Origin of the sequence: Bifidobacterium sp. UTBIF-68, assembly GCF_006408855.1 — a bacterium.
GTDB lineage: Bacteria > Actinomycetota > Actinomycetes > Actinomycetales > Bifidobacteriaceae > Bifidobacterium > Bifidobacterium reuteri.
In genome coordinates this window covers 70,732-95,651 of sequence record NZ_JFAN01000003.1, presented here as the reverse complement: position 1 = coordinate 95,651, position 24,920 = coordinate 70,732, and the positions used below count along the sequence as shown (strand labels likewise).

Annotated in this window: 20 protein-coding genes and 2 tRNA genes; 6 read left to right on the top strand and 16 right to left on the bottom strand. The window is 61.3% G+C overall.

Going from position 1 to position 24,920, the window contains the following annotated elements:
* Nucleotides 1-232: 232 nt before the first annotated feature.
* The 6 genes from BW14_RS00815 to BW14_RS00790 all read right to left on the bottom strand — a co-directional run bounded on the left by BW14_RS00815 (nucleotide 233) and on the right by BW14_RS00790 (nucleotide 8,018).
* Entirely contained in the window at nucleotides 233-1,645 is a 1,413-nt protein-coding gene (locus BW14_RS00815; protein WP_140489099.1) for a PIF1 family ATP-dependent DNA helicase, read from the bottom strand.
* Nucleotides 1,646-1,664: 19 nt separating this feature from the next.
* A complete protein-coding gene (locus BW14_RS00810; protein ID WP_181162259.1) occupies nucleotides 1,665-3,353 on the bottom strand; it encodes a DEAD/DEAH box helicase in 1,689 nt (562 codons plus the stop codon).
* A gap of 315 nt (nucleotides 3,354-3,668) precedes the next feature.
* Nucleotides 3,669-4,319, bottom strand: coding sequence for an oligoribonuclease (orn, locus tag BW14_RS00805; RefSeq protein WP_140489097.1), 651 nt, complete (start codon nucleotides 4,317-4,319; stop codon nucleotides 3,669-3,671).
* Between the two features lie 222 nt (nucleotides 4,320-4,541).
* A complete protein-coding gene (gene guaB / locus BW14_RS00800; protein WP_140464625.1) occupies nucleotides 4,542-6,092 on the bottom strand; it encodes an IMP dehydrogenase in 1,551 nt (516 codons plus the stop codon).
* Between the two features lie 64 nt (nucleotides 6,093-6,156).
* On the bottom strand, nucleotides 6,157-7,353 hold the full coding sequence (locus BW14_RS00795; protein ID WP_140464627.1) for an MraY family glycosyltransferase: 1,197 nt from the start codon (nucleotides 7,351-7,353) through the stop codon (nucleotides 6,157-6,159).
* Complete coding sequence (locus BW14_RS00790) at nucleotides 7,350-8,018, bottom strand: L-threonylcarbamoyladenylate synthase (protein ID WP_140489096.1); 669 nt, start codon at nucleotides 8,016-8,018, stop codon at nucleotides 7,350-7,352. Before BW14_RS00790 ends, BW14_RS00795 begins: the two co-directional genes overlap by 4 nt.
* A gap of 264 nt (nucleotides 8,019-8,282) precedes the next feature.
* Here BW14_RS00790 and BW14_RS00785 point away from each other — a divergent pair, with 264 nt between their 5' ends.
* Nucleotides 8,283-8,954 carry a sugar O-acetyltransferase gene (locus BW14_RS00785; RefSeq protein ID WP_140464631.1) on the top strand — a complete coding sequence of 224 codons (672 nt, stop codon included), beginning with the start codon at nucleotides 8,283-8,285 and terminating at the stop codon, nucleotides 8,952-8,954.
* Between the two features lie 239 nt (nucleotides 8,955-9,193).
* Here BW14_RS00785 and prmC read toward each other — a convergent pair whose 3' ends face one another.
* The 5 genes from prmC to BW14_RS00760 all read right to left on the bottom strand — a co-directional run bounded on the left by prmC (nucleotide 9,194) and on the right by BW14_RS00760 (nucleotide 13,246).
* The gene (gene prmC, locus BW14_RS00780; protein ID WP_140464633.1) at nucleotides 9,194-10,084 is read right to left on the bottom strand and encodes a peptide chain release factor N(5)-glutamine methyltransferase; all 891 of its coding nucleotides are present in this window, start codon (nucleotides 10,082-10,084) and stop codon (nucleotides 9,194-9,196) included.
* A gap of 157 nt (nucleotides 10,085-10,241) precedes the next feature.
* Nucleotides 10,242-11,330: a peptide chain release factor 1 gene (gene prfA / locus BW14_RS00775; RefSeq protein WP_140489095.1), complete on the bottom strand. Its 1,089-nt coding sequence runs from the start codon at nucleotides 11,328-11,330 to the stop codon at nucleotides 10,242-10,244.
* A 132-nt stretch (nucleotides 11,331-11,462) separates the two neighbouring features.
* Nucleotides 11,463-11,675: a 50S ribosomal protein L31 gene (rpmE, locus tag BW14_RS00770; RefSeq protein ID WP_044089693.1), complete on the bottom strand. Its 213-nt coding sequence runs from the start codon at nucleotides 11,673-11,675 to the stop codon at nucleotides 11,463-11,465.
* A 171-nt stretch (nucleotides 11,676-11,846) separates the two neighbouring features.
* Nucleotides 11,847-11,920: transfer RNA gene (locus BW14_RS00765), tRNA-Ile, on the bottom strand.
* A gap of 90 nt (nucleotides 11,921-12,010) precedes the next feature.
* A complete protein-coding gene (locus tag BW14_RS00760; RefSeq protein WP_140489094.1) occupies nucleotides 12,011-13,246 on the bottom strand; it encodes an ROK family protein in 1,236 nt (411 codons plus the stop codon).
* A 231-nt stretch (nucleotides 13,247-13,477) separates the two neighbouring features.
* On the opposite strand from BW14_RS00760, the gene BW14_RS00755 reads away from it, so the two are divergent.
* The 3 genes from BW14_RS00755 (at nucleotide 13,478) to BW14_RS00745 (ending at nucleotide 16,036) form a co-directional block, all read left to right on the top strand.
* On the top strand, nucleotides 13,478-14,998 hold the full coding sequence (locus tag BW14_RS00755) for a xylulokinase (RefSeq protein WP_140489093.1): 1,521 nt from the start codon (nucleotides 13,478-13,480) through the stop codon (nucleotides 14,996-14,998).
* 216 nt (nucleotides 14,999-15,214) lie between these two features.
* Nucleotides 15,215-15,586, top strand: coding sequence for a hypothetical protein (locus BW14_RS00750; RefSeq protein WP_140489092.1), 372 nt, complete (start codon nucleotides 15,215-15,217; stop codon nucleotides 15,584-15,586).
* Nucleotides 15,587-15,691: 105 nt separating this feature from the next.
* Nucleotides 15,692-16,036, top strand: a complete 345-nt coding sequence (locus BW14_RS00745) for a hypothetical protein (protein WP_140489091.1) — start codon at nucleotides 15,692-15,694, stop codon at nucleotides 16,034-16,036.
* A 235-nt stretch (nucleotides 16,037-16,271) separates the two neighbouring features.
* Here the strand turns inward: BW14_RS00745 and xylA are convergent, their stop codons facing one another.
* The 4 genes from xylA to BW14_RS00725 form a co-directional block, all read right to left on the bottom strand.
* On the bottom strand, nucleotides 16,272-17,621 hold the full coding sequence (gene xylA / locus BW14_RS00740; protein WP_140462682.1) for a xylose isomerase: 1,350 nt from the start codon (nucleotides 17,619-17,621) through the stop codon (nucleotides 16,272-16,274).
* Between the two features lie 215 nt (nucleotides 17,622-17,836).
* Nucleotides 17,837-18,634 (bottom strand): hypothetical protein, encoded by a 798-nt coding sequence (locus BW14_RS00735; RefSeq protein ID WP_375138425.1) that lies wholly within the window; start codon nucleotides 18,632-18,634, stop codon nucleotides 17,837-17,839.
* A 423-nt stretch (nucleotides 18,635-19,057) separates the two neighbouring features.
* Nucleotides 19,058-20,008, bottom strand: a complete 951-nt coding sequence (locus BW14_RS00730; protein WP_140489090.1) for an ROK family glucokinase — start codon at nucleotides 20,006-20,008, stop codon at nucleotides 19,058-19,060.
* A 448-nt stretch (nucleotides 20,009-20,456) separates the two neighbouring features.
* Nucleotides 20,457-20,533, bottom strand: a tRNA-Asp gene (locus BW14_RS00725).
* A 170-nt stretch (nucleotides 20,534-20,703) separates the two neighbouring features.
* Here BW14_RS00725 and BW14_RS00720 point away from each other — a divergent pair.
* Nucleotides 20,704-21,684: a Gfo/Idh/MocA family protein gene (locus tag BW14_RS00720; RefSeq protein WP_140489089.1), complete on the top strand. Its 981-nt coding sequence runs from the start codon at nucleotides 20,704-20,706 to the stop codon at nucleotides 21,682-21,684.
* 109 nt (nucleotides 21,685-21,793) lie between these two features.
* Here BW14_RS00720 and BW14_RS00715 read toward each other — a convergent pair whose 3' ends face one another.
* Nucleotides 21,794-22,999 carry a hypothetical protein gene (locus BW14_RS00715; protein WP_140489088.1) on the bottom strand — a complete coding sequence of 402 codons (1,206 nt, stop codon included), beginning with the start codon at nucleotides 22,997-22,999 and terminating at the stop codon, nucleotides 21,794-21,796.
* A 230-nt stretch (nucleotides 23,000-23,229) separates the two neighbouring features.
* Here BW14_RS00715 and BW14_RS00710 point away from each other — a divergent pair, with 230 nt between their 5' ends.
* Nucleotides 23,230-24,648 (top strand): MDR family MFS transporter, encoded by a 1,419-nt coding sequence (locus BW14_RS00710; RefSeq protein WP_140489087.1) that lies wholly within the window; start codon nucleotides 23,230-23,232, stop codon nucleotides 24,646-24,648.
* Nucleotides 24,649-24,920: the final 272 nt, after the last annotated feature.

The following is a 24,920-nucleotide window of genomic DNA, read 5'->3' as shown; positions in this document are numbered from 1 at the left end:
ATCTCGGTTACGAGGGGCTGATTTCGGCTTCCCGGAAGCACTACTTGCGTTACGAGGGGCTCCCCCATCCTTTGAATATGCCTTACGACACCGTCATTCCGCCATTTGTGAGGGTCTCTTACCGCGCTGTCACCACGTCGCCAGCCCCTCGTAACGCAGATAGATGTTCCGAAACCCTGAAATCAGCCCCTCGTAACGCAGAAACGACTCCAGAAGGGCACAAACCCGATAATCAGAACAAGGCATCCTGCGCGAAGTCGTCATCTGTGGCATCGAGCGCGGTGGCGGATGGCTTGAACGCGGTGACGCCTTCATCGGCTAAACGGTCGGAGGCGGCTGCGGATGCGTCGCGCAAGGAACCATCCAACGTCACTGCATCGGGCGAAACCAGGAACATGCGTTCGTTGACGCCGGCCAGATAGAGTCCATCCAACGACTCCACGCGGGAGAGCGCCACATAGCCCATGCCGGGCGCGAACGTGCGGCGCAGATCCATGACCGCCCGATCGAGCGTCATGCCCTGCGACTTGTGGATGGTGATTGCCCAAGCACAGCGCAACGGCACCTGATGAACGGATGCAAGCACGGTCTCGCCGTCCATCATCTCCCATGCGGCGGGCCTCATGGTGACGATGTTGCCGTTCTCGAATTCGACAATCGGCCATCCGCCTTTGGCCTCCGGCGCGAAGCCGCGCACGGTGCCAAGCGAGCCGTTGACGTACTGTCGGTCGGCGTCGTTGCGCAGGGCCATGACCGCCGCGCCCTCCTTGAGCACCAACCGTTCGGGGGCGAGCATGTTCTTCTTGAGCCGATCGACCAGATTGGCTGGGCCTGCGGTCTCGGCATGGAATTCATGCGGTTCGAGCGAGATCTGGTTGAGCCGCAGGTCATTGAGCCCGTCGGCCTGACGATTGACCGGAAACAGATGCACGGCGACCTGTCCGGGCTCGGGCATGCGGCCGAGACGTGTGACCAGCGTATCCCGGTCGGATTGCGTCACGGCGCTGCGGCGGATATCGGTCAGGACCGTGAGCAGATCGCCGGCGTCCTGCCTGTGCTGCTCGGTCAGGTAGCATATGACCGGGTTCAGCTCATCCCATACCAGCGATTCGGTGACGAAACCCTCGGGATTGCGCCCGGCCTGCGCATACCGTTCCCGGGAGGCGACGAACTCCGGCGTGGGCGCAATCAAATCGTTGTTGCGCCCGGAGACGGAGACCGGAGGGAGCTGGAAGAAATCCCCGGAGAGCACCACTTGGATGCCGCCGAACGGCCGCGGATCATGGCGCACCGCCCGGCATACCTGATCGACCATGTCGAACAGCCAGGCGTGGAGCATGGAGACCTCGTCGATGACGAGGATGTCGGTGGCCTCGATCTTGCGCTTGCGGCGCGAGCGGATGAGCTTCAACAGATTCGCGGTCAGCGATGTGGCCACGCCCACGCCGCTCCATGAGTGGATAGTCTGGCCGTTGATATGCGTAGCGGCGATACCGGTGGACGCGGTGACCGCCACATCGGCGCCATCCGCACGAGCCCCGCGAATGAACTCGTTGAGCGTATAGGTCTTGCCGGCACCGGGCGCACCGGTCAGGAACACGTTCGCGCCGGCGTTCAGGATGGCCAGCGCTTCGGATTGACGCATACCGGTCAAGTCCCCGATGTCAGGCCTGCGGAGCTGCGGACGGGCTGAAAGCGGATGCCCCGCCTGCGCCGGGCAGGCTCAAACGCCGGTTCTCCATGACCAGAGAACCCCGCTGCGTCATGTCCATCACGATTCCACGCAACAGATCGCGGTCGAAACGACCTTTAAGCTCGCCGAAGTGAGGATTCGACGTCAGTCCTGCGGCGGCGATAAAGTCCGCAGCTTCACCCGCCAGCGTAAAGGTGACCGAAGAGACGGCGGGGTCCTCCCCCTTGGCCGCACGCAGCTCACCGACCAATCCGGTTATGGCACGCTCCGCCGCAGCACGCTCGACACCGTCAATCATGGCCACACGTGCCTGCAGCTCCTCATTTCGTTTGACGGTCTCGGCATGTCTCGCGGCCTGCGCCGCCTTCTCCTTATCGGTCAGGCGATCAGCTCGCTTCGGACGAGGTTTCTTGGAGGCCTTCGGCTCGGTATCAGAGCGGTTCATCGACTTGTCTGCGTCTACTCCTGCAGCGGCATACGCGTTCTTGGCGCGTTCTCCGATCAGACGAAGACGATTGTCGTCCCGCGCGATGTCGCCACGCTTGGTCAGATCATCGATGACGGCGATGACGGTATCCGCGCTGAAGCGATCTTTGAACATGCCGAATTGAGGCAGCTTGGTCACGCCGAAGAACGCGTTCGCATCTCCGTTCAATGTGCTCACTATGGTGGAGATGGCGGGGTCCCTGCCGTTGCTGGCGAAGCGCTGCGCAATCAGTTCCACAACGGTCTGCTCGATGGTTTGCCTGTCGGCTGGGTTGAGTGCGGCGATAAGACGGTCGTTTTCTTCCTGGGTGTGCGTATAGTTATATGGTTTGCGCTTCTGCTTCTTCTTGTCTGCATCCCCTGTTTTCTGCCCCGTCTTCGTCTCTGTCTTGTGGATTTCAGGCTTAGAGGCGGCTGCCGTCTTCTTCCGGTCGGCAGTGGCGCTGTTGGCTTGAAGCGCGGCCGACGTGGTCTCAGACGCACGCGATTGGGTACCGGGCTGGCCGGAACCTGCATTGATACGGTAAGGGTCTTTCAGACCAAGTTCGGTGATGATCGCATCGCATTGCCCCGGATCGGTGACATCGGCGAATGCGGCGAGCACGGGCCTCTTGGGCAGCATGTGCACGAAACCGGCGATATTGCGGTACTCGGTGCGGAAAACGGCATTCCCCTGGAGCACACACTGGGCCTCGTCCACGACGACCATGTCGATACGCACCTGCTTGGCGAAGTCGATGCAATCAGGCCTCAGGAGGCGTTCGGGCGCGGTGTACAACAAGCTGATCTGCCGGTTGGCGGCTGCGGCATAGATTTCGTCGCTCTGCTGCCTGCCGGTCTGGCCGTCAATCAGTGCAGCGGCGATACCGCGCCTGCGCAGATGCTCCACCTCGACACCCACCGTCGCAGGCGATGGCACAATCACCAAGGTAAGGGTATGCGGAACAGTGGCGGGCAACTGATAGCACAACGATCTGTCGGGACCGGCGGGCATGGCAGCCATGACATCGCGTCCGTTGAGGATGGAGTTGACCACCGGGAACTGACCGGGCACGAAGGAATCGTAGCCGAAGAACTGTTTGAGCGCGGCATGTGCGGGTCCGGAGAAATCGCGCTGCCCTGCGGGTACGCCATCGGCAGCGGATGGCACTGAAGCATGGGCGGCTGCCAGCACTGAATCATGGGCGGCTGCAGGTGAAGCTGTCGGACGGGAGGTTTGGCCGGTCGAGCCAGCCGGCACTGAGGCCGCAACAGTCTGCGGGGCGTTTGGTTGGATGGACCGGGCTGGCGTCTGCGTCGACTTGGCATGCGCAGGCTGGGAGGACCTCGGAACCTTACCGTCCGAACTGTCCCGTTTTGCCGTTCCCGGCTTCGGCGGCAAAGGCAGAAGGTGCGTCGGAAGCGTGCTCGGCGCTGCTTCCTGCTCGTGTTTCGACATAAACATCTCCAACTCCCCTCGTTGTGGTTGCTCAGTCCACGTTGTCCAACGTTACTTGTTCAGCAGACTGGTGGCCACGATGTCCGCGGAAATGGCCTTGGCTTTGGCATCGTCCGGGCCGGGGACCGGCGCCATGAACGCTTTACGGTAGTAGCGCAGCTCGTCAAGTGATTCGATGATGTCCGCGAGCGCGCGGTGGCCGCCGTTCTTCGGCGGACGGTTCTCATAGACCGCCGGGTACCAGCGGCGAGCCAGTTCCTTCAGGGTGCTCACGTCCACGCTGCGGTAGTGCAGGTGGCTCATGAGGCCGGGCATGTAATGGTCGAGGAACTTCTTGTCGCTTCCGATGGTGTTGCCCGCCAGCAGCGGCTTGACGCCCTCGGGCGTGAAGCGCAGCACGTATTCGGTGACCTTCTTCTCGGCTTCCTCGAGGCTCAGGCCATGCTCCCATTCGTTGATCAGCCCGGAGCGGGTGTGCATCTGGCGCACGAAGTCGTTCATATGGTCCACGGCCTTCTGGCTCGGCTTGATGACGAAATCGACGCCCTCGTCCAGCACGTTGAGGTCGAAATCCGTGGGCACCACGGACACCTCGACCAGCTCGTCGCCGCCGAAGATGTCGAGTCCGGTCATCTCGCAGTCGATCCAGATCAGGCGCGAATCCTTCGCGCTGTAGGTTTCCGCATCATGCGCATCCACCATCGTGGGCCCCTTTCCCGGGTATATCCGTCATATCAGAACAGTTCAGACTATACCGCAGGGAATACAAGCCCCCGCTGCGACATGACCGCTCCGGCCTGAGATTGTTCCGCGTCTGCGAATCCATGTGAGGAAGCACGCGCCCAGATACGCAGAAAGGGCCCGCATGGGGCCCTTTCGTCAATCAACATCGGTCATATAGGCCGAGGAGAACGATATTCCGGATCAGTTGTGGAAGCCGGAATAGTTCGGGGCTTCGGCGGTCATCACGATGTCGTGCGGATGGGATTCACGCAGACCGGCGTCGGTGATGCGGATGAACCTGCCACGCTCCGGCATTTCGGCGATGTTGTGGGCGCCGATGTAGAACATGGACTGGTGCAGGCCGCCGAGCATCTGGTAGAGCACGGCGTTCAGCGGGCCGCGGTACGGCACTTCGCCCTCGACGCCCTCCGGAACGACCTTGTCGTTGGAGGTGACGTCGGCCTGGAAGTAGCGGTCCTTGGAGTAGGACTTCTTGCCGCGCGGGGCCATGGCACCGAGGGAGCCCATGCCACGGTACAGCTTGTACTGCTTGCCGTGCAGAAGCACCTTCTCGCCCGGAGCCTCCTCGCAACCGGCGAGCGTGCCGCCGAGCATCACAGAGGATGCGCCTGCCACGAGGGCCTTGGCGATGTCACCGGAGTAGTGGATGCCACCGTCGGCGATGCACGGCACGCCGGCGGCACGGCAGGCCTGAGCGGCCTCGTACACGGCGGTGAGCTGCGGCACGCCGACGCCGGCGACGATGCGGGTGGTGCAGATGGAGCCGGGGCCGATGCCGACCTTGACGGCGTCAGCGCCAGCGTCGATCATGGCCTGGGCGCCGGAACGGGTGCCGACGTTGCCGCCGATGATCTGCACGTTGTCGAATGCGGAATCGTGCTTCAGACGGGAGATCATGTCGAGCGCCAGACGTGCCTCTCCGTTGGCGGTGTCGACCACCAGCACATCCACGCCGGCCTCCATCAGGGCGGAGGCGCGCTGCCAAGCGTCGCCGAGGAAGCCGACGCCGGCGGCCACGCGCAGACGACCCTGCTCATCCTTGGTAGCATCCGGGTACTGTTCGGTCTTGACGAAGTCCTTGACGGTGATCAGACCGGTCAGGTGGCCTTCGGAGTCGACCAGCGGCAGCTTCTCGACCTTGTGCTGGGCGAGCAGGCGGTGGGCGTCGTCCTTGGAGATGTTGGACGGGCCGGTGACCAGGTTCTCCTTGGTCATGACATCCTTGACCTTCAGGGTGTCGTAGTCTTCGGAGGCGATGAAGCGCATGTCACGGTTGGTGATGATGCCGACGAGCTTGTTGGCCTTGTCCACGACCGGCAGACCGGAGATGTGGAACTTGCCGCAGAGCTTGTCGAGGTCGGCGAGCGTCACGTCGGGGTTCACGGTCAGAGGATCGGTGATCATGCCGGATTCGGAACGCTTGACCACATCGACCTGGGCGGCCTGATCGTCGATGGAGAGGTTGCGGTGCAGCACGCCGATGCCGCCGTTGCGGGCCATGGCGATGGCCATTTCGGACTCGGTGACGGTGTCCATGGCAGCGGAGAGCACCGGGGCCTTCATCGTGATCTTACGGGTCAGATGGGTGCTGGTGTCCACCTCGGAAGGAATCACATCCGTCTCGTTCGGCAGCAGAAGCACATCATCATAGGCAAGGCCGAGCTTGGCGAAAATCGGGGGAAGGGGGGCGTACGCCGACTGGGCGTTCAATTCATCAAGGTTTGTAGCCATGTAAACACTATATGAACATGCGCTGACCTCGCGCGACACACTCCCGCGAGGTCACCGGCAACGATCACGGCTTCAGCTCTGAATCCTCAGCATCCTTCGTGTCCCCTGGTGACGCAGCATGCTGCGCACCCGCTCGAACAGCCTCCATCGCTCTGTTTTCGGCCTGCATTTCTGGAATGCGGTGCTTCAGATACGGATACATCGTCGCCACAGTCAGCACCACCACGGCCACGGCCATACCGATCATCACATATTGGGCCTTAAAGAACAGAATCATCAGCGAGCCGAAGGCGATCAGAGCGGCCCAACCCCACAGGATCAGCACGGCGCCGCGAACGGAATGGCCGATGCGCAGCATGCGGTGATGCAGGTGCATGCGATCGGGATGCATCGGCGACTGCCCTTTGGCCAGACGACGCACGATGGCGAGGCACATGTCGAGCACCGGCAGGAACAGCACCAGGATCGGCAGCAGAATAGGCATGAACACCGGCAGATAGATACTGGCGTGGATGGAGGCGGGATCGAGCCGGCCGGTCATCACGATCGAAGCGCAGGTGATGAGATAGCCGAGCAGCATCGAGCCGGAGTCGCCCATAAAGAGTTTCGCCGGATGCCAGTTGTGCAGGATGAACCCTACGCAGATGCCGACCATCATCACGTCGATCAACGTGGCCAGCGAAGCGTAACTGGGCGAATACCGGGCGATGATATACGAATAGATGGCGAACGCGATGCCTCCGATGGCCACGATTCCCGAAGCCAGGCCATCCAGACCGTCCACGAAGTTCACGGCATTGATGGACGCCACGATGAGGAACGCGGTGATGGCCATGGACAGGCTCGGCGAGGCCGTGATCAGGGAACCGCCGAACGGCAACGATATGATCTGCAGGCCGCCCCATGCCACGAACACGGATATCAGCAGCTGCCCGGCGAGTTTCAGCATCCAGTCGAGGTCCCACAGGTCGTCAGCCATGCCCAGCAGACTGATCATGATGCCGCCGGCGAGAATCACCCACATCTGGTAGTTGCCGGTGAACAGTCCGGAGAGGAACATGGTCTTGCTAGCGAAGATCGTGGCCACGGTGAAGCCGATCAGCATGGCGAGTCCGCCCATGCGCGGAGTCGGAATGGTGTGCACGTCGCGCGCACGTACCTCCCCCACCGCGCCGATCTCGATGGCGACATGGCGAATCAGCGGCGTCACCAGCCAGGTGACTCCGCCGGCGATGGCAGCAATCAGCAGATAGATTCTCACGCGCCCAGTCCTCCGCCGTTCAGGTGAAGCGCCTTGCGAATCAGGCTTTGCGCAATGACTCCTTCACGCAATATCTCGATGCCGTCCCGCCCATACGGGTCGGCCTTTACTACAGTGCTGGAAACGTGGCCCGGCGTGGAACCGCCATCCAGATACAGATCGACGTCACCGCCGAAGGCCGCGATGGCCTCTTCCACGCTTTGTGCGCTTTCCTCGCCGGACCGGTTCGCGCTGGATGCGGCGACAGGCCCTGTGGCCTTCAGAATCTCCAGACAGAGCCGGGAGTTGGGGATGCGTATGCCTTGGGTCCTCGGACGTCCTTCGGCGGTGTCCGCCAGAGTCGCCAGCGTGCAATCGGGGCGGGCCACGGCGATCGGAGAGAACGCTCCGGGAAGGAATGCCGCGGACAGCCGGTTCAGCGGCGAGGGCAGATCCAATCCAAGCTGGTCGAGCTGGTCGATGGACGACAGCAGCACCTGCAATGCCTTGTACCGTGGACGATGCTTGAGTTCGTAGATACGTGCGATGGCTTCCCGGTTGCGCGGATCGCAGGCCACACCATATACGGTGTCCGTCGGAATGACAATCACTCCGCCTTCGCGCACGATGCGCGCGGCCCGCTCCAGTGACTCATCCGTGATCTTCAACGCCTGTGCAGAACCCATAGCCGTCCGCCATCTCCGTTCACTTGTCGTAACCAACAATCCACTATTGCATCATCGCACCACGACGTGCATCATATGGCAAGACCGTAGACCTCATCCCCGCAACTCCATTCAGCCGACCGATCCCGACCGCGCGTCCACCTGTCGGATGCCGTGACACAGATGTCCGGCGCATATGGCGTATGCCGATTATGGTTGATGCAGAAAGCACGCTGCATGGCCATCGCATGCACAGGCTTGAAAACAGGTAACAAAGGAGCGTCCATGAGCATCGAAATCGCAGCTGAGCTGCCTCCTGTCAAACCGCGTTTCCCGCGCGCCAGCGAGCGCGAGGAGATGCTGGCCGGCAAACTCTACAATCCGGCCGATCCTGAACTCACCGCCCTGCGAGAGAAGGCAGGAGACCTGTGCACGCGATTCAACACCACGCCACGTGGCGATCATGCCACACGACGCGCGCTGCTCGATGAGCTATTGCCCGGACATGGCAAGGGTCTGGATGTCATGGGACCGATTTTCTTCGATTACGGGTGCAACACCACCATCGGCGATCGTGTGTTCGCAAACTTCAATTTCACGGTGCTGGACTGCTGCCCGGTGACGATCGGCGACGATGTGCTGTTCGGGCCGAATGTCTCACTGCTGCCGCCGATGCATCCGTTGCGCTGGCAGGATCGCAATGTGCGTCAGGCCGAGGACGGCTCGATGTACGACTATGAATACGGCAAACCGATCGTCATCGGCTCGAACTGCTGGTTCGGTGGCAATGTGACGGTAATCGGCGGGGTGACGATCGGCGAAGGCTGCGTGATCGGGGCCGGTGCTGTGGTTACACGCGATATTCCGCCGCACACTGTGGCCGTAGGCAATCCGGCGCGACCAATCAGGGAGATCACCGACAAGGACGCGGCCGAGCTCCAGTATTGCGCGCAGTAGCTCTTCCTTCCAGCGGCAGCAGTGGGACGCAAGTGCATACATGCCGAAATTGCGGTTGCGGCCCACTGTGCAGAATGATGCGCGCACAGCGAATGGCGGATTTCCAACGATTCCTTTCATCGAATCCGCAGGACGCAAGTATAATTTCCTAGCGGTCGTGGGACGCAACCGCACCCCCCCGAGCGATAATGCACTTGTGTCCCGCGCATATCCACATGCAGTCGTTAGACCGTTGCATCCTACTTTTCGGCGAAGAGGTAGCGGTCCCGACCGGTCCAGTCCCTGCCGGTGGAGGCCTCGGTGAACCCGGTGGCCTTGGCATAGGCGACGAGACGGTCGCCTTGACTCACGTCATGTTCCATGACGAGCGCGCCTCCCGGCTTCAGCAGACGGAACGAACGCTCGATGATGCGTTCGGGAATCAGCGTACCGTCCGTGGAGCCGCCATACAGCGCCAATTCGGGGTCCCAGTCGCGTACTTCCGGCTGTTCGGGCACGTCAAGCTCGGGAATGTACGGCGGATTGGTGATGACCATGTCCACCGTGCCGTCCAGATGGGCCAGAGTGGCCATCGACGTGGCGTCGGCGACCTCAAGCTGATAATTGGACGCGATGGAGGGGTATCGCTTCGCCGTCTCCGCAAGATTGCGGCGGGTCCATTCGGCGGTACGGGGCTCCAATTCCACGGCCCAGACACGGCTGCCCGGCACCTCCGTGACCACGGACAGACCGATGGCACCTGATCCGGCGCATAGGTCCACCACGAGCGGGGTCATCATGCTGTGGCGGGTGAGCCAGTCAAGGCCAGCCTGCACCACGGTTTCGGTCTCCGGACGCGGAATGAACACGCCGGGACCGACCTTGAGGTCGAGGTATCGGAAGGGCGCATGGCCCACGATGTACTGCAACGGCTCGCGTTTGGCCCTGCGTTCCAGCATTGCGCCGAAGCGCCCGGCATCGTAGTCGAGATCCGATCCCATCAGCATGGCTTTGTCGATATCGCGAAGCTCCACGCTCGCAGCCTCGGCCAACAGCAACTTGGCGTCATGCTCCGGCGTCTCGATGCCCGCCGAGCGCAACCGCGCCGCCGCATTCCGGATTACATCACCAACGGAACCTACGGTCGTCACCTATTCATCCCATCCGGCCGCAAACGCAGATTATCAGCGCAGAAAGGGGTTGGCCGGGACATGTGATGTGAGACCGTAGGCTTGGCCGAACGGCCTTGAGTGTGTCGAACATCATATGTCCCCGCCAACCCCGGCCAAGCCACTGCTCTGATGGAGCTTACTTCTGGTTCGCCAGACGCTCGGCTTCGTCGGCTTGGATGTCCGAATCGATGACGGCCTGCAGGTCGCCGTCCAACACGGCATCCAGATTGTACGCCTTATAGTTCGTACGGTGGTCGACGATGCGGTTTTCCGGGAAATTGTAGGTGCGAATGCGCTCGGAGCGGTCGAGCGAACGCACCTGGGAGTGACGCATGTCCGCGGCTTCGGCGGCCTCCTGCTCGTGCTTCATGGCGAGCAGACGGGATTTGAGGACGCGCAATGCGGCTGCGCGATTCTGGATCTGCGACTTCTCATCCTGCATGTTCACCGTGATACCGGTGGGGATGTGGGTCATGCGCACAGCGGAATACGTGGTGTTCACGGACTGGCCGCCGGGGCCGGAGCTCATGAAGATGTCGATCTTCAGGTCTTTCGGATCGATTTCAATCTCGTCGTCATCCTCATCGGCTTCGGGGAACACGATCACGCCGGCCGCGGAGGTCTGGATGCGTCCCTGCGATTCGGTGACGGGGATGCGCTGCACACGGTGCACGCCACCCTCGTACTTCATCGACGCCCACACGCCGTCTTCGGGAGCGGGGGTGCCCTTGGCGCGAATGGCGATCTGCACGTCCTTGACGCCGCCGAGCTCAGTGGTGTTCTCGGACTGGATGTTCACCGTCCAGCCACGCTTTTCGGCGTATCGGGTGTACATGCGCAGCAGATCGCCGGCGAATAGGGCGGCTTCCTCTCCACCGGTACCGGCTTTGATCTCCATGATGGTGTCGCGCGCGTCATCGGGGTCGCGCGGGATTAGCGCTGTGCGAAGTTTGTCTTCGGCGGCCGGCAGTTCGCCTTCCAGCCGCTTGGCCTCTTCGGCGAAGTCGGCGTCTTCATCGGCCATGTCACGGGCCGCTTCAAGATCGTTCTTGGTCTGCAGCCATGAGGTGTAGGCGCTGACGATTGTGCCCAATTCTGCGTGGCGACGTCCGAGTTTGCGCAGCTTGTCCGGATTGGACACGACCTCGGGATCCGCCATCTGCTTTTCGATGGACTGATACTCCTCAAGTGCGGTCGCCGCAGCCGGGAACTGTTCGTCTGCCATGTCGTTGCTCTTTCCTTATGGTCCTTAGATCGGCACCCAATATCAAAAAAAATCTTCACAACATACAAAAACGCCAGTCCGCGGAGGGCACGCTGAAGCATGCCGAACCGAATCGGACTGGCGTGAAGTATGCTACTTGCTCTTCTTGCCGTAGCGCTTCTCGAAGCGAGCAACACGGCCACCGGTGTCGAGAATCTTCTGCTTACCGGTGTAGAACGGGTGGCACTGAGAGCACACGTCAACGAACATGTGGTCTTCCTTGCCAGCGGTGCGGGTCACGAAGGTGTTGCCGCACGAGCACGTCACCTCAACGGGGTGATAATCAGGATGGATACCCTGCTTCATTTGCGTCTCCTATGGATTCGGGGGACCCGGGTCGCAATGCCCCAATGGCAAAGCGTGAACCGGAACCTAAGGGATGATACTCGCGCATGTGGACGTGAATGCGCCTTGCAGACACGCGAATCGTTCCTTCGCATCAACCGAAAAGCGCAGCGCGTCATATGAGGAAATGAGTGGGGCCGCAGGGGCTTGAACCCTGGACCGGGCGATTATGAGTCGCATGCTCTAACCGACTGAGCTACGGCCCCACATTGGTTTGCATCGGCAAAAGCCAACTCGCAAAAGTGTAGCACGTCCGCCGACATGCGCCGACATGAGCCTCACTCCGTGGTTTTTCGCTATTTTCCTTGCTCCACAAGGTATTGCAACGGATTGTCGATAAACCGGCGCAGCCCCATCTCCGCCGCGCCATACAGCGAGGGATGCTCGGCCACAGGCGGCACGAACACACGAATCCCTATTGCCGGGTAGCCCAAAATCTCCGAACGCAATCGCCCTTCAAGCACATTGCCCAACTCATCGCCGAAATGGGACCACAATCCACCAAGCAGCACCGTATCGACATCCGCCAGATTCACTGCGGACGCAATGGCCGAGACCAGTGCATCGACAGCCCTATCCATTACTGCGGCGACTACAGGCTCCCCGGATTTCCAGCGACTCAGGAACACTTCTATGGCCTTGGAGCTGGCCGCCTCATCACCTTGGGCGATTCCTGCGGCCTCCACCAATGCGCGGCGGCCGGCGAACGCTTCAAGGCATCCGCGCCTGCCGCACTGGCATAACGGCCCGTCCATCGCCACGGACACGTGGCCGATCTCCCCGGCGAAACCATGCGAACCGACCACCACAGCGCCATCGCGCACCACAGCGCCGCCGATACCGATATCGGTCGACAGGTAGATGAACGAATCGGTGCGGTTCACCACGTTCAGGAAATCGGCACGCACGGTGGCATAGCCCGGAATCTGCGCAATGGCCGCCATCATCGCTTCATTGCCCGCCACGGCGTCCAACCTGCGCACCACGTTGAACCGCCCCAGTTCCACGTTCTCCCAGCCAAGGTTGCGTGCCACGAGCAGCCGCATGTCGTCGGTCACAATGCCAGGCAAGGCGAGACCCGCCCCGACGATTCTGCATCCCTTCCGACGCAGCCGGCGCTCCAACGGAAAAGTCATCGCATCGAGTCTGGCGAAGATCTCGGTAGGGTCGGCACCGGTCATATCCTCATCGACCCATTGCCTGTCCAACGTGTCACCATTGAGGTCAAGCGCGAGGCAGCCGTAGCCGTCGGTGTTGATCTGCAGCCCGATGCCCGCTATGCTTCCGCCGCATATCGTCAGGGGCTTGCTTGGCCTGCCGAACGAGGCATTCGCCACGGGTTCGCCTTCGCGCACGATATCGTTGTCCAACAGCAATGCCGACAGCAGCGACAAGGTGGCCTTGGTCAGCCCCGTCTCCTTGGCCAGATCGGCTCGGCTCATCGGCCCATCCGCGCGAAGCATCGTGTCCAGGGTCACCGACAGATTGTGGTTGCGCAAATCCTCCTGATTGATGCTGCGTAGATTCCCCATCACGTCTCCCCTTCGCCGATCCCATATCCAATGCCGTCGCTGCATCTTGTGCGCGTTCGGCATCAGCAGTCCATTCATTATGCATTATGCGCCATCGCACCGAATCCGGACGGACGGCATCGCGTGTTCCCGGTTGCTTTCCATCCTTGCGATACAGTATAGTTTAATCGTCTAACTTATTGGTCGAGGCGCGCCGGAACCCGGAGCGCGAACCTCACTGAGGAGGAACATATGGCAACGACTCTGGTGGCGGGCGTCGATACGTCGACCCAGTCGACGAAGGTCCGCATCACAGATGCCGAAACAGGCGAGCTCGTCCGTTTCGGACAGGCCAAGCACCCAGACGGCACTTCGGTCAACCCCGAGTTTTGGTGGGAGGCATTCGTCCAGGCCGCCGAACAGGCCGGAGGACTGGATGATGTGGCCGCACTCGCCGTGGGCGGCCAGCAGCATGGCATGGTGATTCTGGACAGGCAAGGCAATGTGATCCGCGACGCCATGCTGTGGAATGACATCAGTTCCGCACCGCAGGCCGCCGCGTTGATCGAATGCCTCGGCGAGGAGCCGGCGAAGCCCGGCGAGCCGGAGGACGTGACCGCACGCGGCAAGCAGCGCTGGGTCAAGGCCGTAGGCTCCTCCCCCGTCGCCTCGTACACCCTGACCAAGGTGGCATGGGTGGCCGAGAACGAGCCCGAAAATGCCAAGAAGATCGCCGCCATCTGTTTGCCTCACGATTGGCTGAGCTGGCGCATCGCCGGCTATGGGCCGGTAGCCGAAGGCGAGGACGCCCATCTTGACGCCCTGTTCACTGACCGTTCGGATGCTTCCGGCACCATCTATTACGATGCCGCGCATAATGAGTACCGCCGCGATCTAATCGCCATGGTGCTGACCGCCGCCGAGGGCGAGGAAGCGGCGCGCGAGCACGCCGAACGCATCGTACTGCCCACCGTGCTCGGTCCCACCGAAGCCGCAGCGGTGAAGGCCGCGCCGTCCATCGCCGGCAAGGACGTTGAAGGCGGCTGCATTCTGGGGCCCGGCGGCGGCGACAACGCGATGGCCTCGCTGGGCCTTGGCATGGCCGTGGGTGATGTGTCCATCTCCCTGGGCACCTCCGGCGTGGCCGCCGCCATCGCCGAGAATCCGGTCTATGACCTGACTGGTGCAATCTCCGGTTTTGCCGATTGCACCGGTCATTACCTGCCGCTGGCCTGCACCATCAACGGTTCGCGCATCCTCGACGCCGGACGTGCTGCCCTTGGCGTGGACTACGACGAGCTGGCGCGATTGGCGTTCGCATCCGAGCCGGGTGCGGGCGGCATCACGCTGGTGCCGTACTTCGACGGCGAGCGCACGCCGAACCGTCCGGACGCCACCGCCTCGCTCACGGGCCTGACGCTGCACAACACCACCAAGGAGAATCTGGCCCGTGCATTCGTCGAGGGTCTGCTGTGCTCCCAGCGCGACTGCCTGGAGCTTATCCGCTCGCTAGGCGCGAAGATAAGCCGCATCCTGCTGATTGGCGGCGGCGCGAAATCCGTGGCGATTCGCACGTTGGCCCCCTCGATCCTCGGCATGGACGTGACCCGTCCGGCCACCGACGAGTATGTGGCCATCGGCGCGGCCCGTCAGGCCGCCTGGGTGCTCTCCGGCGAGGCCGAGCCGCCGGCATGGAAGCTCACCATCGAGGGTGTGGAGACCGGTGAGCCCACCGAGTCGGTCTACGCCGCCTACGCCAAGGCCCGCGGCTGAGGGTAGCGCGCGCATCATAACAACCGCGCGCATCATAACAACTGAATAACGATTGCCATCCATAAGCCGCCAAGTGAATCTCCGGCAAAGCCATCTTTCGCAATGCCGTCGGCACATGATCCACTTGGCGGCTTTCCTATACCCGTCAACGATATGCTCCATCATTGCGTCATGATGCCTATAATCAAGTCATTTGGATAACGTCTGGAGACACCGATGAATGATCGCTCGCGCATGATGACGTATGCCCTGATCGCCACGGCCTGCATCATCTGGATTTGGGAATCCGTCAAAGGGACACTATCGGGCGGCGCCGCGCCGGACACCACGACCATCGTGTTCCTGGTGTGCATCGGAATCGCCGCCATCTACTGCATCGTCAGCGCACTGATACTGTGGTGGCGTCAACCGGGCAGGAACAACGAGGCAGCCGATACGCCAGCCGACGCATTCGACGGACAGGCCTCCACTACCTCCGCCGCCTCTACTACCTCCACTACAGACGAACAGTCGTCACAGGGCAGCTCAGATAGCGCCGGCGACGCCCCGACGCCCGCCAAAACCCACGACACCAGGGACGGGCGATAACGGCGAAAACCGCAATGATCTATCATCATTGCGGTTTTCAACCATAGCGCATGGCCATTGCGCAGTAGACCCTTATTTTCAATCCACGTGCAGCAAAGGATCATCATGGATGCAGCAACATTGTCAATTGTTCTCAGCGTCGTACTTGCCGTGGTCTGCGTGCCATGCGGTCTGTATCTGGGACTCATACCGATGAGGGCGGATCAGGTGACCGACAAGCAGGCCAAGATATCGCAGCTTGTCAGCTTCGTCATCGCCGCGGTATTCATCGGCCTGCTGATCGCCGGACGCGATATGGAAACCTGGAGTATCGTCATAGGACTGGTCATTGGGTTCGCCATCGGCAAGATTCCGCCGTTGCACGCATGGGCATTGGCCAAGTGGCCGTTCCTCGAGCCCAAAAAGCCGGCCGCGGCGCCCAAGCGCGTGAAGAAGGCCAAGAGGAAATAGCGAAACCGGCTGTATGTTCGCGTCTCAACGAGAGCGACGCGAACATACAGCCGGTTTCATGCGTTTTTCCCTTTGTATGTTCGCGACATGTTCGTCAAGCCGCGAACATACAAAGGGTCGGAGAGGCTCAGCTCAGACCCCGCAGGTCATTCGGCCAGGTCATTCGGCCAGGTCATTCGGCCAGGTCATTCGGCCAGGTCACTCGGCCGGGCCACTCGACCAGGTATTCACCAGGTCACTCGACCTCGGCCAGGGCGTCAACGATGTAGTTGTTGATGGTGGCCTTGACGGACTCGAGGTGGTCGGACTTGGTGGCGGCGATGAGCTCGGACTGCGGCTTGTCAAGGCTGTAGGCTTCGAGGTCGGCCAGAGTGACGTTGCCCTCGTCGATGTCCTTGCCGATGCCGGAGTCGTAGGAGCTGTAGCGCTCCTCCATGAGATCCTGAATGAAGTGGTCCTGATTCATCTTGTCGGCGACCAGCAGGCCGGCGGCGTAGGAGTCCATGCCGGCGACGTGCGAGCGGAACAGGTCCTCGGCGTAGAAGGAGGTACGACGCGGCTTGGCGTCGAAGTTCAGACCGCCCTTCGGGCCGATGGAGCCGGCCTGCAGGACCTCCCACATCACGGCCACGGTCTCGTAGAGGTCGGTCGGGAACTCATCCATGTCCCAGCCGATGAGCTTGTCGCCCTGGTTGGCGTCGAGGGAGCCCAGGAAGCCGGATTCGCGGGCCACGCGAATCTCGTGCTGGTAGGTGTGGCCGGCCAGGTTGGCGTGGTTGCCCTCGAGGTTCAGCTTGAAGACGTCGGTCAGGTCGTGGCTGCGCAGGAACTCGATGGCGGTGGCGGCGTCGAAATCGTACTGGTGCAGCGTCGGCTCCTTCGGCTTCGGCTCGATCAGGAACTGGGCGTCGAAGCCGATTTCCTTGGCATAGTCGGCGCACATGTGGAAGAACTTGGCGATGTGGTCGGTCTCGCGCTTCATCTCGGTGTTCCACAGGTTCTCGTAGCCCTCACGGCCACCCCAGAACACGTAGTTCTCAGCACCCAAGCGCTTGCCGATCTCGAGGCTCTTCTTGAGCTGGCCGCCGGCGTAGGCGTAGATGTCAGCGAACGGGGAGGTGGCGGCGCCGGACACGAAGCGCGGGTTGGTGAACAGGGAGGAGGTGTTCCACAGCAGCTTGACGCCGGTGGCCTTCATGTTCTCCTCGATCTTGTCAACGACCTTGTCCAGATTGGCGTTGGTCTCGCGCAGCGTGTCGCCCTCGGGGGCGATGTCGCGGTCGTGGAAGCAGAAGTACTCGACGCCGAGCTTGGTAAACAGCTCGAAGGCGTAGTCGACCTTGGCCAGAGCCTGATCCATCGGATCGGTGTACTTGTAGTACGGACGGTGCGCGGTGCCGGTGCCGAACGGATCAACCAGCTCCTGGTTGAAGGTGTGCCACCAAGCGACGCCGAAACGCAGCCAGTCCTTCATCTTCTTGCCGGCAACGACCTTGTCGGCATCGTAGTAGTGGAAGGCGAGTCCTTCCTTCGGTCCCTTGGCGCGACCGACGTACTCAACCTTGTCAACATCCCACAGACCCATGTCGTGAGCTCCTTTGCATATTCAGTAGTGGTTTCTACGAACGACACGTTAATAATAAAACCATTGAACTATGTTTGTCAAATGGATGAATTAATAAATCGGAGCGCCGCCCCTTCCTCGGCCCGCCGAAATCGTATAAGCCCTTCAGGAGCCTTCCCCATACATTGCCGCCCTCATTGCGCAATGCCCCCAATGAGGGCGGCAATGCGCCATCTTCAATCACAGATACGATTCAGGAATCGGTCGAGCACTCCGGTGTTGCGCAACGACACCGCATCCTCCCAGCCGAGTCCGGTATCCTTGGCGCGCCCATAGAAGAATCTCAGCAATCCGGCCACATCAGGCGTATACCCCGTGTCTCGGAATTCTCTGGATATATCTGCTTTGGCATCCAACGCATCCGGTCTGCGCGCCTCGTACAACGGTATGGCGCACGAACGCCACATACCTCGGGCCCGCGCAATGCGGTTGACAATCAAACCACCATGCGCCCCGTCGTATCGTGCGGCAGCCCTGGGATCGAACACGGAATATAACTCGCCACGAATGAGATCCTCCACCATGAGTCGCCCCTGAACCGCATTGGCGTCCCTGATCCAGAACATGGACGCGAAATTGGTCTCATCCACTTCGCGCAAATCATCGAGATCGATGTCTCCCACTCCCCCGGCATGACGATGCAGGTATTCCGCAGCGGCACGGAACGGTGAGATGCCCCGCAACGCATCGTATTCCAATTCGACGAGCATGTCTTCGGACTCGTTGCCGGTGATGCCGGAACCGCTGATTCGGCAATCGAATGAGAACCAATCGAGGAACGACCACTCAACCAGCTGAAGCACGTACTGCGAGTGGGGTTTGAATGGGTCGAGATTCACTTTGCGATAGAACTCGCGGCGAGCCTCGGCATAGACAGCGAGATTGGAGCGTTTGAACATATCCACCACGTCTTTGGTATCAAGCATGGCGGGCGAATCGGGATCACCGATCGCGGCAACTGTAACCATGGACATCATCGTCCCCTTCCTGAAGTGTGCCTCACGGCGGGCTTCCTTGCCCGCCGTGAGGCACACTGTACGGCGCTCCGCAATCCGGTCGCAAGCCCGCCGGGCGAACCTGTGGATAAGTGCACAACCCACGACGCCAAGGGTCACGGAATGTGCACAACCAAGTCGAATCCCCGTGGATAACCCCGTTTGTATGCGGCCCATCCACCAATCAGGCGACCGTCATCCACAGTCCGCAGATTATCCACACCCGCTTCGGCGCGCCGTCCACACACCTCTCCACACATCTCGTTTATGCCATATCAAGCAACCCGGCGAATACCCCATCCCGGCGAATACGACGGGCCAAACCGGCCGGACAACGACAAACGGTCCTGGCAACTATGTGCACAGGACCGTAGGGGACAATGCCTTACATCGAGGAAGGCGTCAGCGCAGGGCCAGATTGGCGGCGCCGATGAGACCGGCGTCCTGACCGGCGGTGGCGGGTACGATCTCGGCGTGACCACGGTATGCGCTGCCTTCCAGGAAGCGCTGGTAGTTATAGCGGGCCGGCTCGAGCAGAATGTCGCCGACGGCAACCACGCCACCGCCGATGACGAACAGGTCAGGGTCAAGCACGGCGGAGACCGCGGCCATCGTGCGACCAAGCCATTCGCCGATCTTGCCGAATGCGTACAGTCCCAGCGCATCGCCTTCCTGAGCCGCCTGGGAGACCATCGGCCCCTCCAGTTTGTTCACATCGCCGCCGCACAGCTCGAGAAGGCGCTTGGCATCCTGAGGACGACGACGCACTGCGGACTTGGCGAAGTGCTCCAACGCGCTGCCGGAGGTATAACGCTCGGCGCAGCCACGCAAGCCGCAGCCGCAGGTGTCGCCATCCGGGACCATCGGCAGATGTCCCAGCTCGGCGGCCATACCGAAGGAACCGCGATACAACTGACCGTTGATGACAATGGCGCCGCCCAATCCGGTACCCACAGTCAGAGCCACCATATTCCGGCTGCCCTGCCCCGCACCGTGCACGTATTCGCCCCATCCGGCACAGTTGGCATCGTTTTCCACGATGACCGGCACCGCATGATCGATCAATTCGCCGACATGTTCGGACAGGTTGTAATCGATCCAGGCCGGGATATTGGCGGAAAACGTCAGGGTCTTGCGGTCTGCGCTCACATTGCCCGCAGCGGAGATGCCGATGGCCTGAATATCCGTATGCCCGGCGGCGACGGCTTCGTGATACGCCTCGGCGATGTGCTGGTTGATGGCGTTCGCGTCCATAGGCGTGGGCACGCGCCAGCGCTGAATAATGCTATCGTTTTCATCGCACACGGCAGCGGCGATCTTGGTCCCTCCGATATCTACGGCCAGTGTAGTCATGACTCGCTCCTTGAGTATGGGATTCCTATGGAACTACTGAAATAGTAACGAAGAGGGGTGACCCAATTACCATCAGGTACATAAACTGCACGATTGGCGGCATATACTGTCTCATACATCACCATCAGCGGCTTCCTTGCAAAACAACGATTGTTAGCGCAAACGTTAGCATTCGTTTTCCGACCGCTCGCAAGACGGCGGCGTGTCGCATATCCGGCATAGTCTACGGTTCCCGACGCCTTGTTCTTTCTTTGCCTCTGACCCATCACCCGGCCGGTCACACAAACCGACCGTTTTCGCGCCACTGGAAATAACCGGCCAGCCCAACTGCTGCGGTACGGCTGCTGCTCCGCGTACGTTTATTGAGACTCTCTAACCTTTTTCTCAGCAAATGTATGCTGAGCGTGAGCGCGGATAACAAAAAGCTTCCGACATGTCGGAAGCTTGGTGGCGACCCCGGCCGGACTTGAACCGGTGACCTCCGCCGTGACAGGGCGGCGCTCTAACCAACTGAGCTACGGGGCCGTTGTGCCTTGCAACAAAGCACAAGAGGACACAATACATGATTGTTCACCTGAACGTCATCTTCGGCGTGTCGCGCCACAAGACATGCGCGTCCATGCGTGGCGTATCCGATTGCCTCCGCAGCGGCAGTATGCTGGGCACAAGGAATACGCAAGGCAAAGGAGACGATCATGCGTACACTCAATTGGGCTACGCTAGGATGCGGTGTCATCGCCAACCAGCTTGAGCAGGCACTGGAGAGCGAGGGGCGCAAACTCTATGCAGTGGCGAACCGCACACATGCCAATGGCGTGGCTTTCGCGCAGAAATACGGCATCGGCACCATATATGACAGCATTGATGACGTGTTCGTCGATCCGAACGTGGACGTCATCTACATTTCCACCCCGCACAACACCCACATCAATTTCCTGCGCAAAGCGCTCAATGCCGGCAAGCATGTCCTGTGCGAGAAGTCCATCACATTGAACAGCGAGGAACTCAACGAGGCGGTGGCGTTGGCCGCAGCCAACAATCTGGTGCTCGCCGAGGCCATGACCATTTACCATATGCCGCTGTATAAGAAACTCAACGAGATCATCGGCTCCGGCAAGCTCGGCGCGCTCAAGCTCATTCAGATGAATTTCGGCTCCTACAAGGAATACGACATGGCGAACCGCTTCTTCAACCGCGATTTGGCGGGCGGAGCCATGCTGGATATCGGCGTGTATGCGCTGTCCTTCGTACGCTGGTTCATGAGCTCCACCCCCGATCAGATTCTTTCCCAGGTCAAGTTCGCACCCACCGGCGTGGACGAGCAAGCCGGAATCCTCCTGACCAATCGTGAAGGGCAGATGGCCACGGTCACGCTCTCGCTGCACGCCAAGCAGCCGAAGCGCGGACTGCTGTCGTTCGACAAGGGATACGTGGAGATCTACGACTATCCTCGCGGCGAACGCGCGACCATCACCTACGTGGAGGACGGCCATACCGAAGTGGTCGAGGCCGGCGAAACGGCCAAGGCGCTGGCCTATGAGGTTGCGGACATGGAAGCGGCCATCGCCGGCGACCGCAACGTCATGCATCTGGATTACACGCGCGACGTGATGGACATGATGACGCTCATCCGCCGCGCCCAGTGGGGCATGATCTATCCGGAAGAGGAGCGATAGATAGGCATCATCTCCATCTCACGGCACCAGTGGCCTTGGTCTGAAGGCGCCGGAACGGCGACTTCCAGCTCTGACGACTGCAATCATGCACCGGCCATCCCCATGGGCGTCACCAGCCCAACTGCAGTTTCGCCCATGAGGCGAGCGCAATGCATGCGATAAGCCCGACGGAGATCAACGTGTATCTCAGGAACATGCGGCGTTCCCGCTTGGCGCGGACCATGTCCAATCCCCAACCTTCGGATGCGACCTGGGATTCGGCCTGCGCCCGCCTGGCCACATCCCGTTCGATCTCCTCACGGTATCGCGGCATGGTCACCGGCCCCGGCAATGCGGTGGTGGCCAATGCCCGCAACGCCTGGATGAACGTGTGTGACGTGATGTATACCGCCGCGAGCAGCCCACCGGCGTAGAAATCCTGCGCCACCATACCGGTCACCAGCAAGCCGATGAGGCCGATGGCGAGCAGTCCCCATCTCACCCGTCCGAGCATGCGGATGAGCCGTTCCGTCGGATGTGCGGCGAACAGGAAGCACCATACGGCGAGGGCAAGGAACGGCACGCTCGCGAACGGGGCGGCCACCAGGATACTGCTTATCGTCTTTGACGAGCCCAGCAGCCACATCACTGCTTCCATCACCAGAAACGCGGCCGCTGCCACCGCGAACACGACGCCCATGGCCATCACCTTGCGGCGTTCGGCCTTGGGCCGGACCGGTGGGGTTGCCCACCACCACTCCACCGACCCCAGTTGGGGGCCACGTTTGAGATAGGCGATCGCGATGGGGTCGCCGGCATCCGAATCCCTCACAACTGCCGCGGCCCTGCGCCATCCGACCAGATACGTGAGGGCGACCACGGCGAGCGCGAACGCCGCACACGCCAGCCATGGATAGGCTTTGCCAAGAGGGGTGAGATTAGTGACGCCCCGCAACGACTCATATGCTTCGCCGTTGAATATGTACAGCTGCAATTGCTCGCCCGCATGGTAGGAATAGACCGATTTCGTGCGATGCCGGAACGGGTAGTCGGATCCGTGGGCCGAAACAGTGACACTGTTCTTCCTAGTATCCACATTAGTGACGATGGCGGTCACCTGCTCGCCTTGCGCCGGTCCGCCGCTGCGGTCGGTTCCGGCGGCGATGGCCGCGCCCAGCGCGATAAGGAACACCATGATCCAGAGCAGAGCCCTGAGACGGATGCTGCCGACCGCCGCACGCTCGGCATCGGTCACCACACCGGTCACACTGCTGCGCCCTGCCGAAAGGTGAGTCCCGTATTCTTCCTCGAATGAACGTTGATAATCATCTGCCATTACTCCATCATGCCCGTGCTCCCGCAACCACACCCGTGCCGCAGATGAACAACAGACGAACAAGCATCGGATTCCGCCCACAGCATGTATGTATCGCATCATCCGTCCCAGCTCCTCCCTAAGGTTCATTGCGAAGAATCCGTCTCTCGAAGGCAACCACCGAGGCAACCACCAGCACAGGGAACTCACTGGCTTCGTAACCGCACAGGACAAGGAACGACGAGCAACACATGGCTTCAGCTCAACACGACGTACAGCATCATTCCAATAACACCACAGCAATGATCGTCACGTTGATGATCGGCTCGTTCGCCGCCGTGCTCAACCAGACGCTGATGATCTCCGCACTGCCCACCCTGATGCGCGAGTTCGCCGTGCCCAACAGCACCGTGCAGTGGCTCACCACCGGGTTCATGCTCACCAACGGCATCATGATCCCGATCACCGCGTTCCTGATTGAGACGTTCACCACACGTCAATTGTTCGGCTATGCGATGGGCATGTTCTTCGTCGGCTCGCTGGCCTGCGCGCTGGCGCCAAGCTTCGCCTTGCTGATGGCCGGGCGCATCCTGCAGGCGTGCGGCGCCGGCGTGCTCATGACGCTGCTGCAGACCGTGCTGTTCCGAGTCTACCCGCCCGAACGACGCGGTCAGGCCATGGGCATGTTCGGCATGGTCATCGCCTTCGCTCCCGCTCTCGGCCCCACCGTCTCCGGCCTGCTCATCGAATGGCTCAGCTGGCGCTGGATGTTCGCCATTCTGGTCGCCATCGCCGGCGTCGTGCTCGTGGCTGCATGGTTCACCGTGTACAACGTGGGCGAGCCGACGCACCCGCATATCGACGTGCTCTCCGTGGTGCTGTCGACGCTCGGATTCGGCGGCGTACTGTTCGGCTTCTCCGACGCGGGCAAGGCCGGATGGGCGAGCGTTACAGTGCTGGTATCGTTGGTGGTCGGCGTGGTGGGACTTGTGCTGCTCATCGTACGCCAGCTCAGGCTTGACCAGCCGATGCTCGACTTCCGCATCTTCGCATTGCCGATGTTCTCGCTGTGTCTTACCGTGTCGGTGATCGGCTTCGCCTCGTTCATCGGCATCGAGAACGTGCTGCCGCTGTACCTGCAGAACGACCTCGGCGTCAACGCGCTCGAATCAGGTCTGATCATGATGCCCGGCGGCATTGTGATGGGTCTGCTCAATCCGGTCGCCGGCCGCCTCTACGACCGCATCGGGGGCCGCCCGATCGCCCTGATTGGCTTCACCCTGCTCACCGTGGCCGCAGTGCTTCTCGCCACAATGAACGAGCACACGCCGGTCTGGCAGCCGGCGCTGTACTTCACGGTGCTGCTGGCCGGCTCCGCGTTCAGCTCGATGCCGCTGGTCACCGCCGCGCTGAACCAATTGCCCGGCACGCGCATTCCCCATGGCACCGCGATGAACAACACGATGCGCCAAACCTCGGGAGCGATGGCCATCGCCCTGCTCATCACCATCATGAACACGCACGCCGCGAGCGCCGTCCGATCCGGCATGGATGAGGCCGCCGCCTCCACCCTCGGCATGCGCGCCTCGTTCCGCGACGTCGCGATTGTGTGCGCGGCCTGCCTCGTCGCCTCGCTATTCATTCGCGATCGCGGCCGCCAGGTCAAGTAGCGGTTCCCGACGCGCATCAGCGGGAATCGCGCCGATTACACCCCCAACCGACCCGAAAATGACCGCCGACCTCCGCTTCAACGTTTCCGTCTGTCCGATCGGCCCCATGCATCATCCCCGTTTCGCCAGTATCGTTTCCGCTCTCACTCCGGCTACTCGTCACTCCATCGCATCGCTGCCCTGAGCTTCGTAATACCGCACCAACGGCAGGAACAGCTCGTCCACAACGGCGATGCCCGCCTGCGCGAGCGCGCACTTCGTCAAACCGCGCC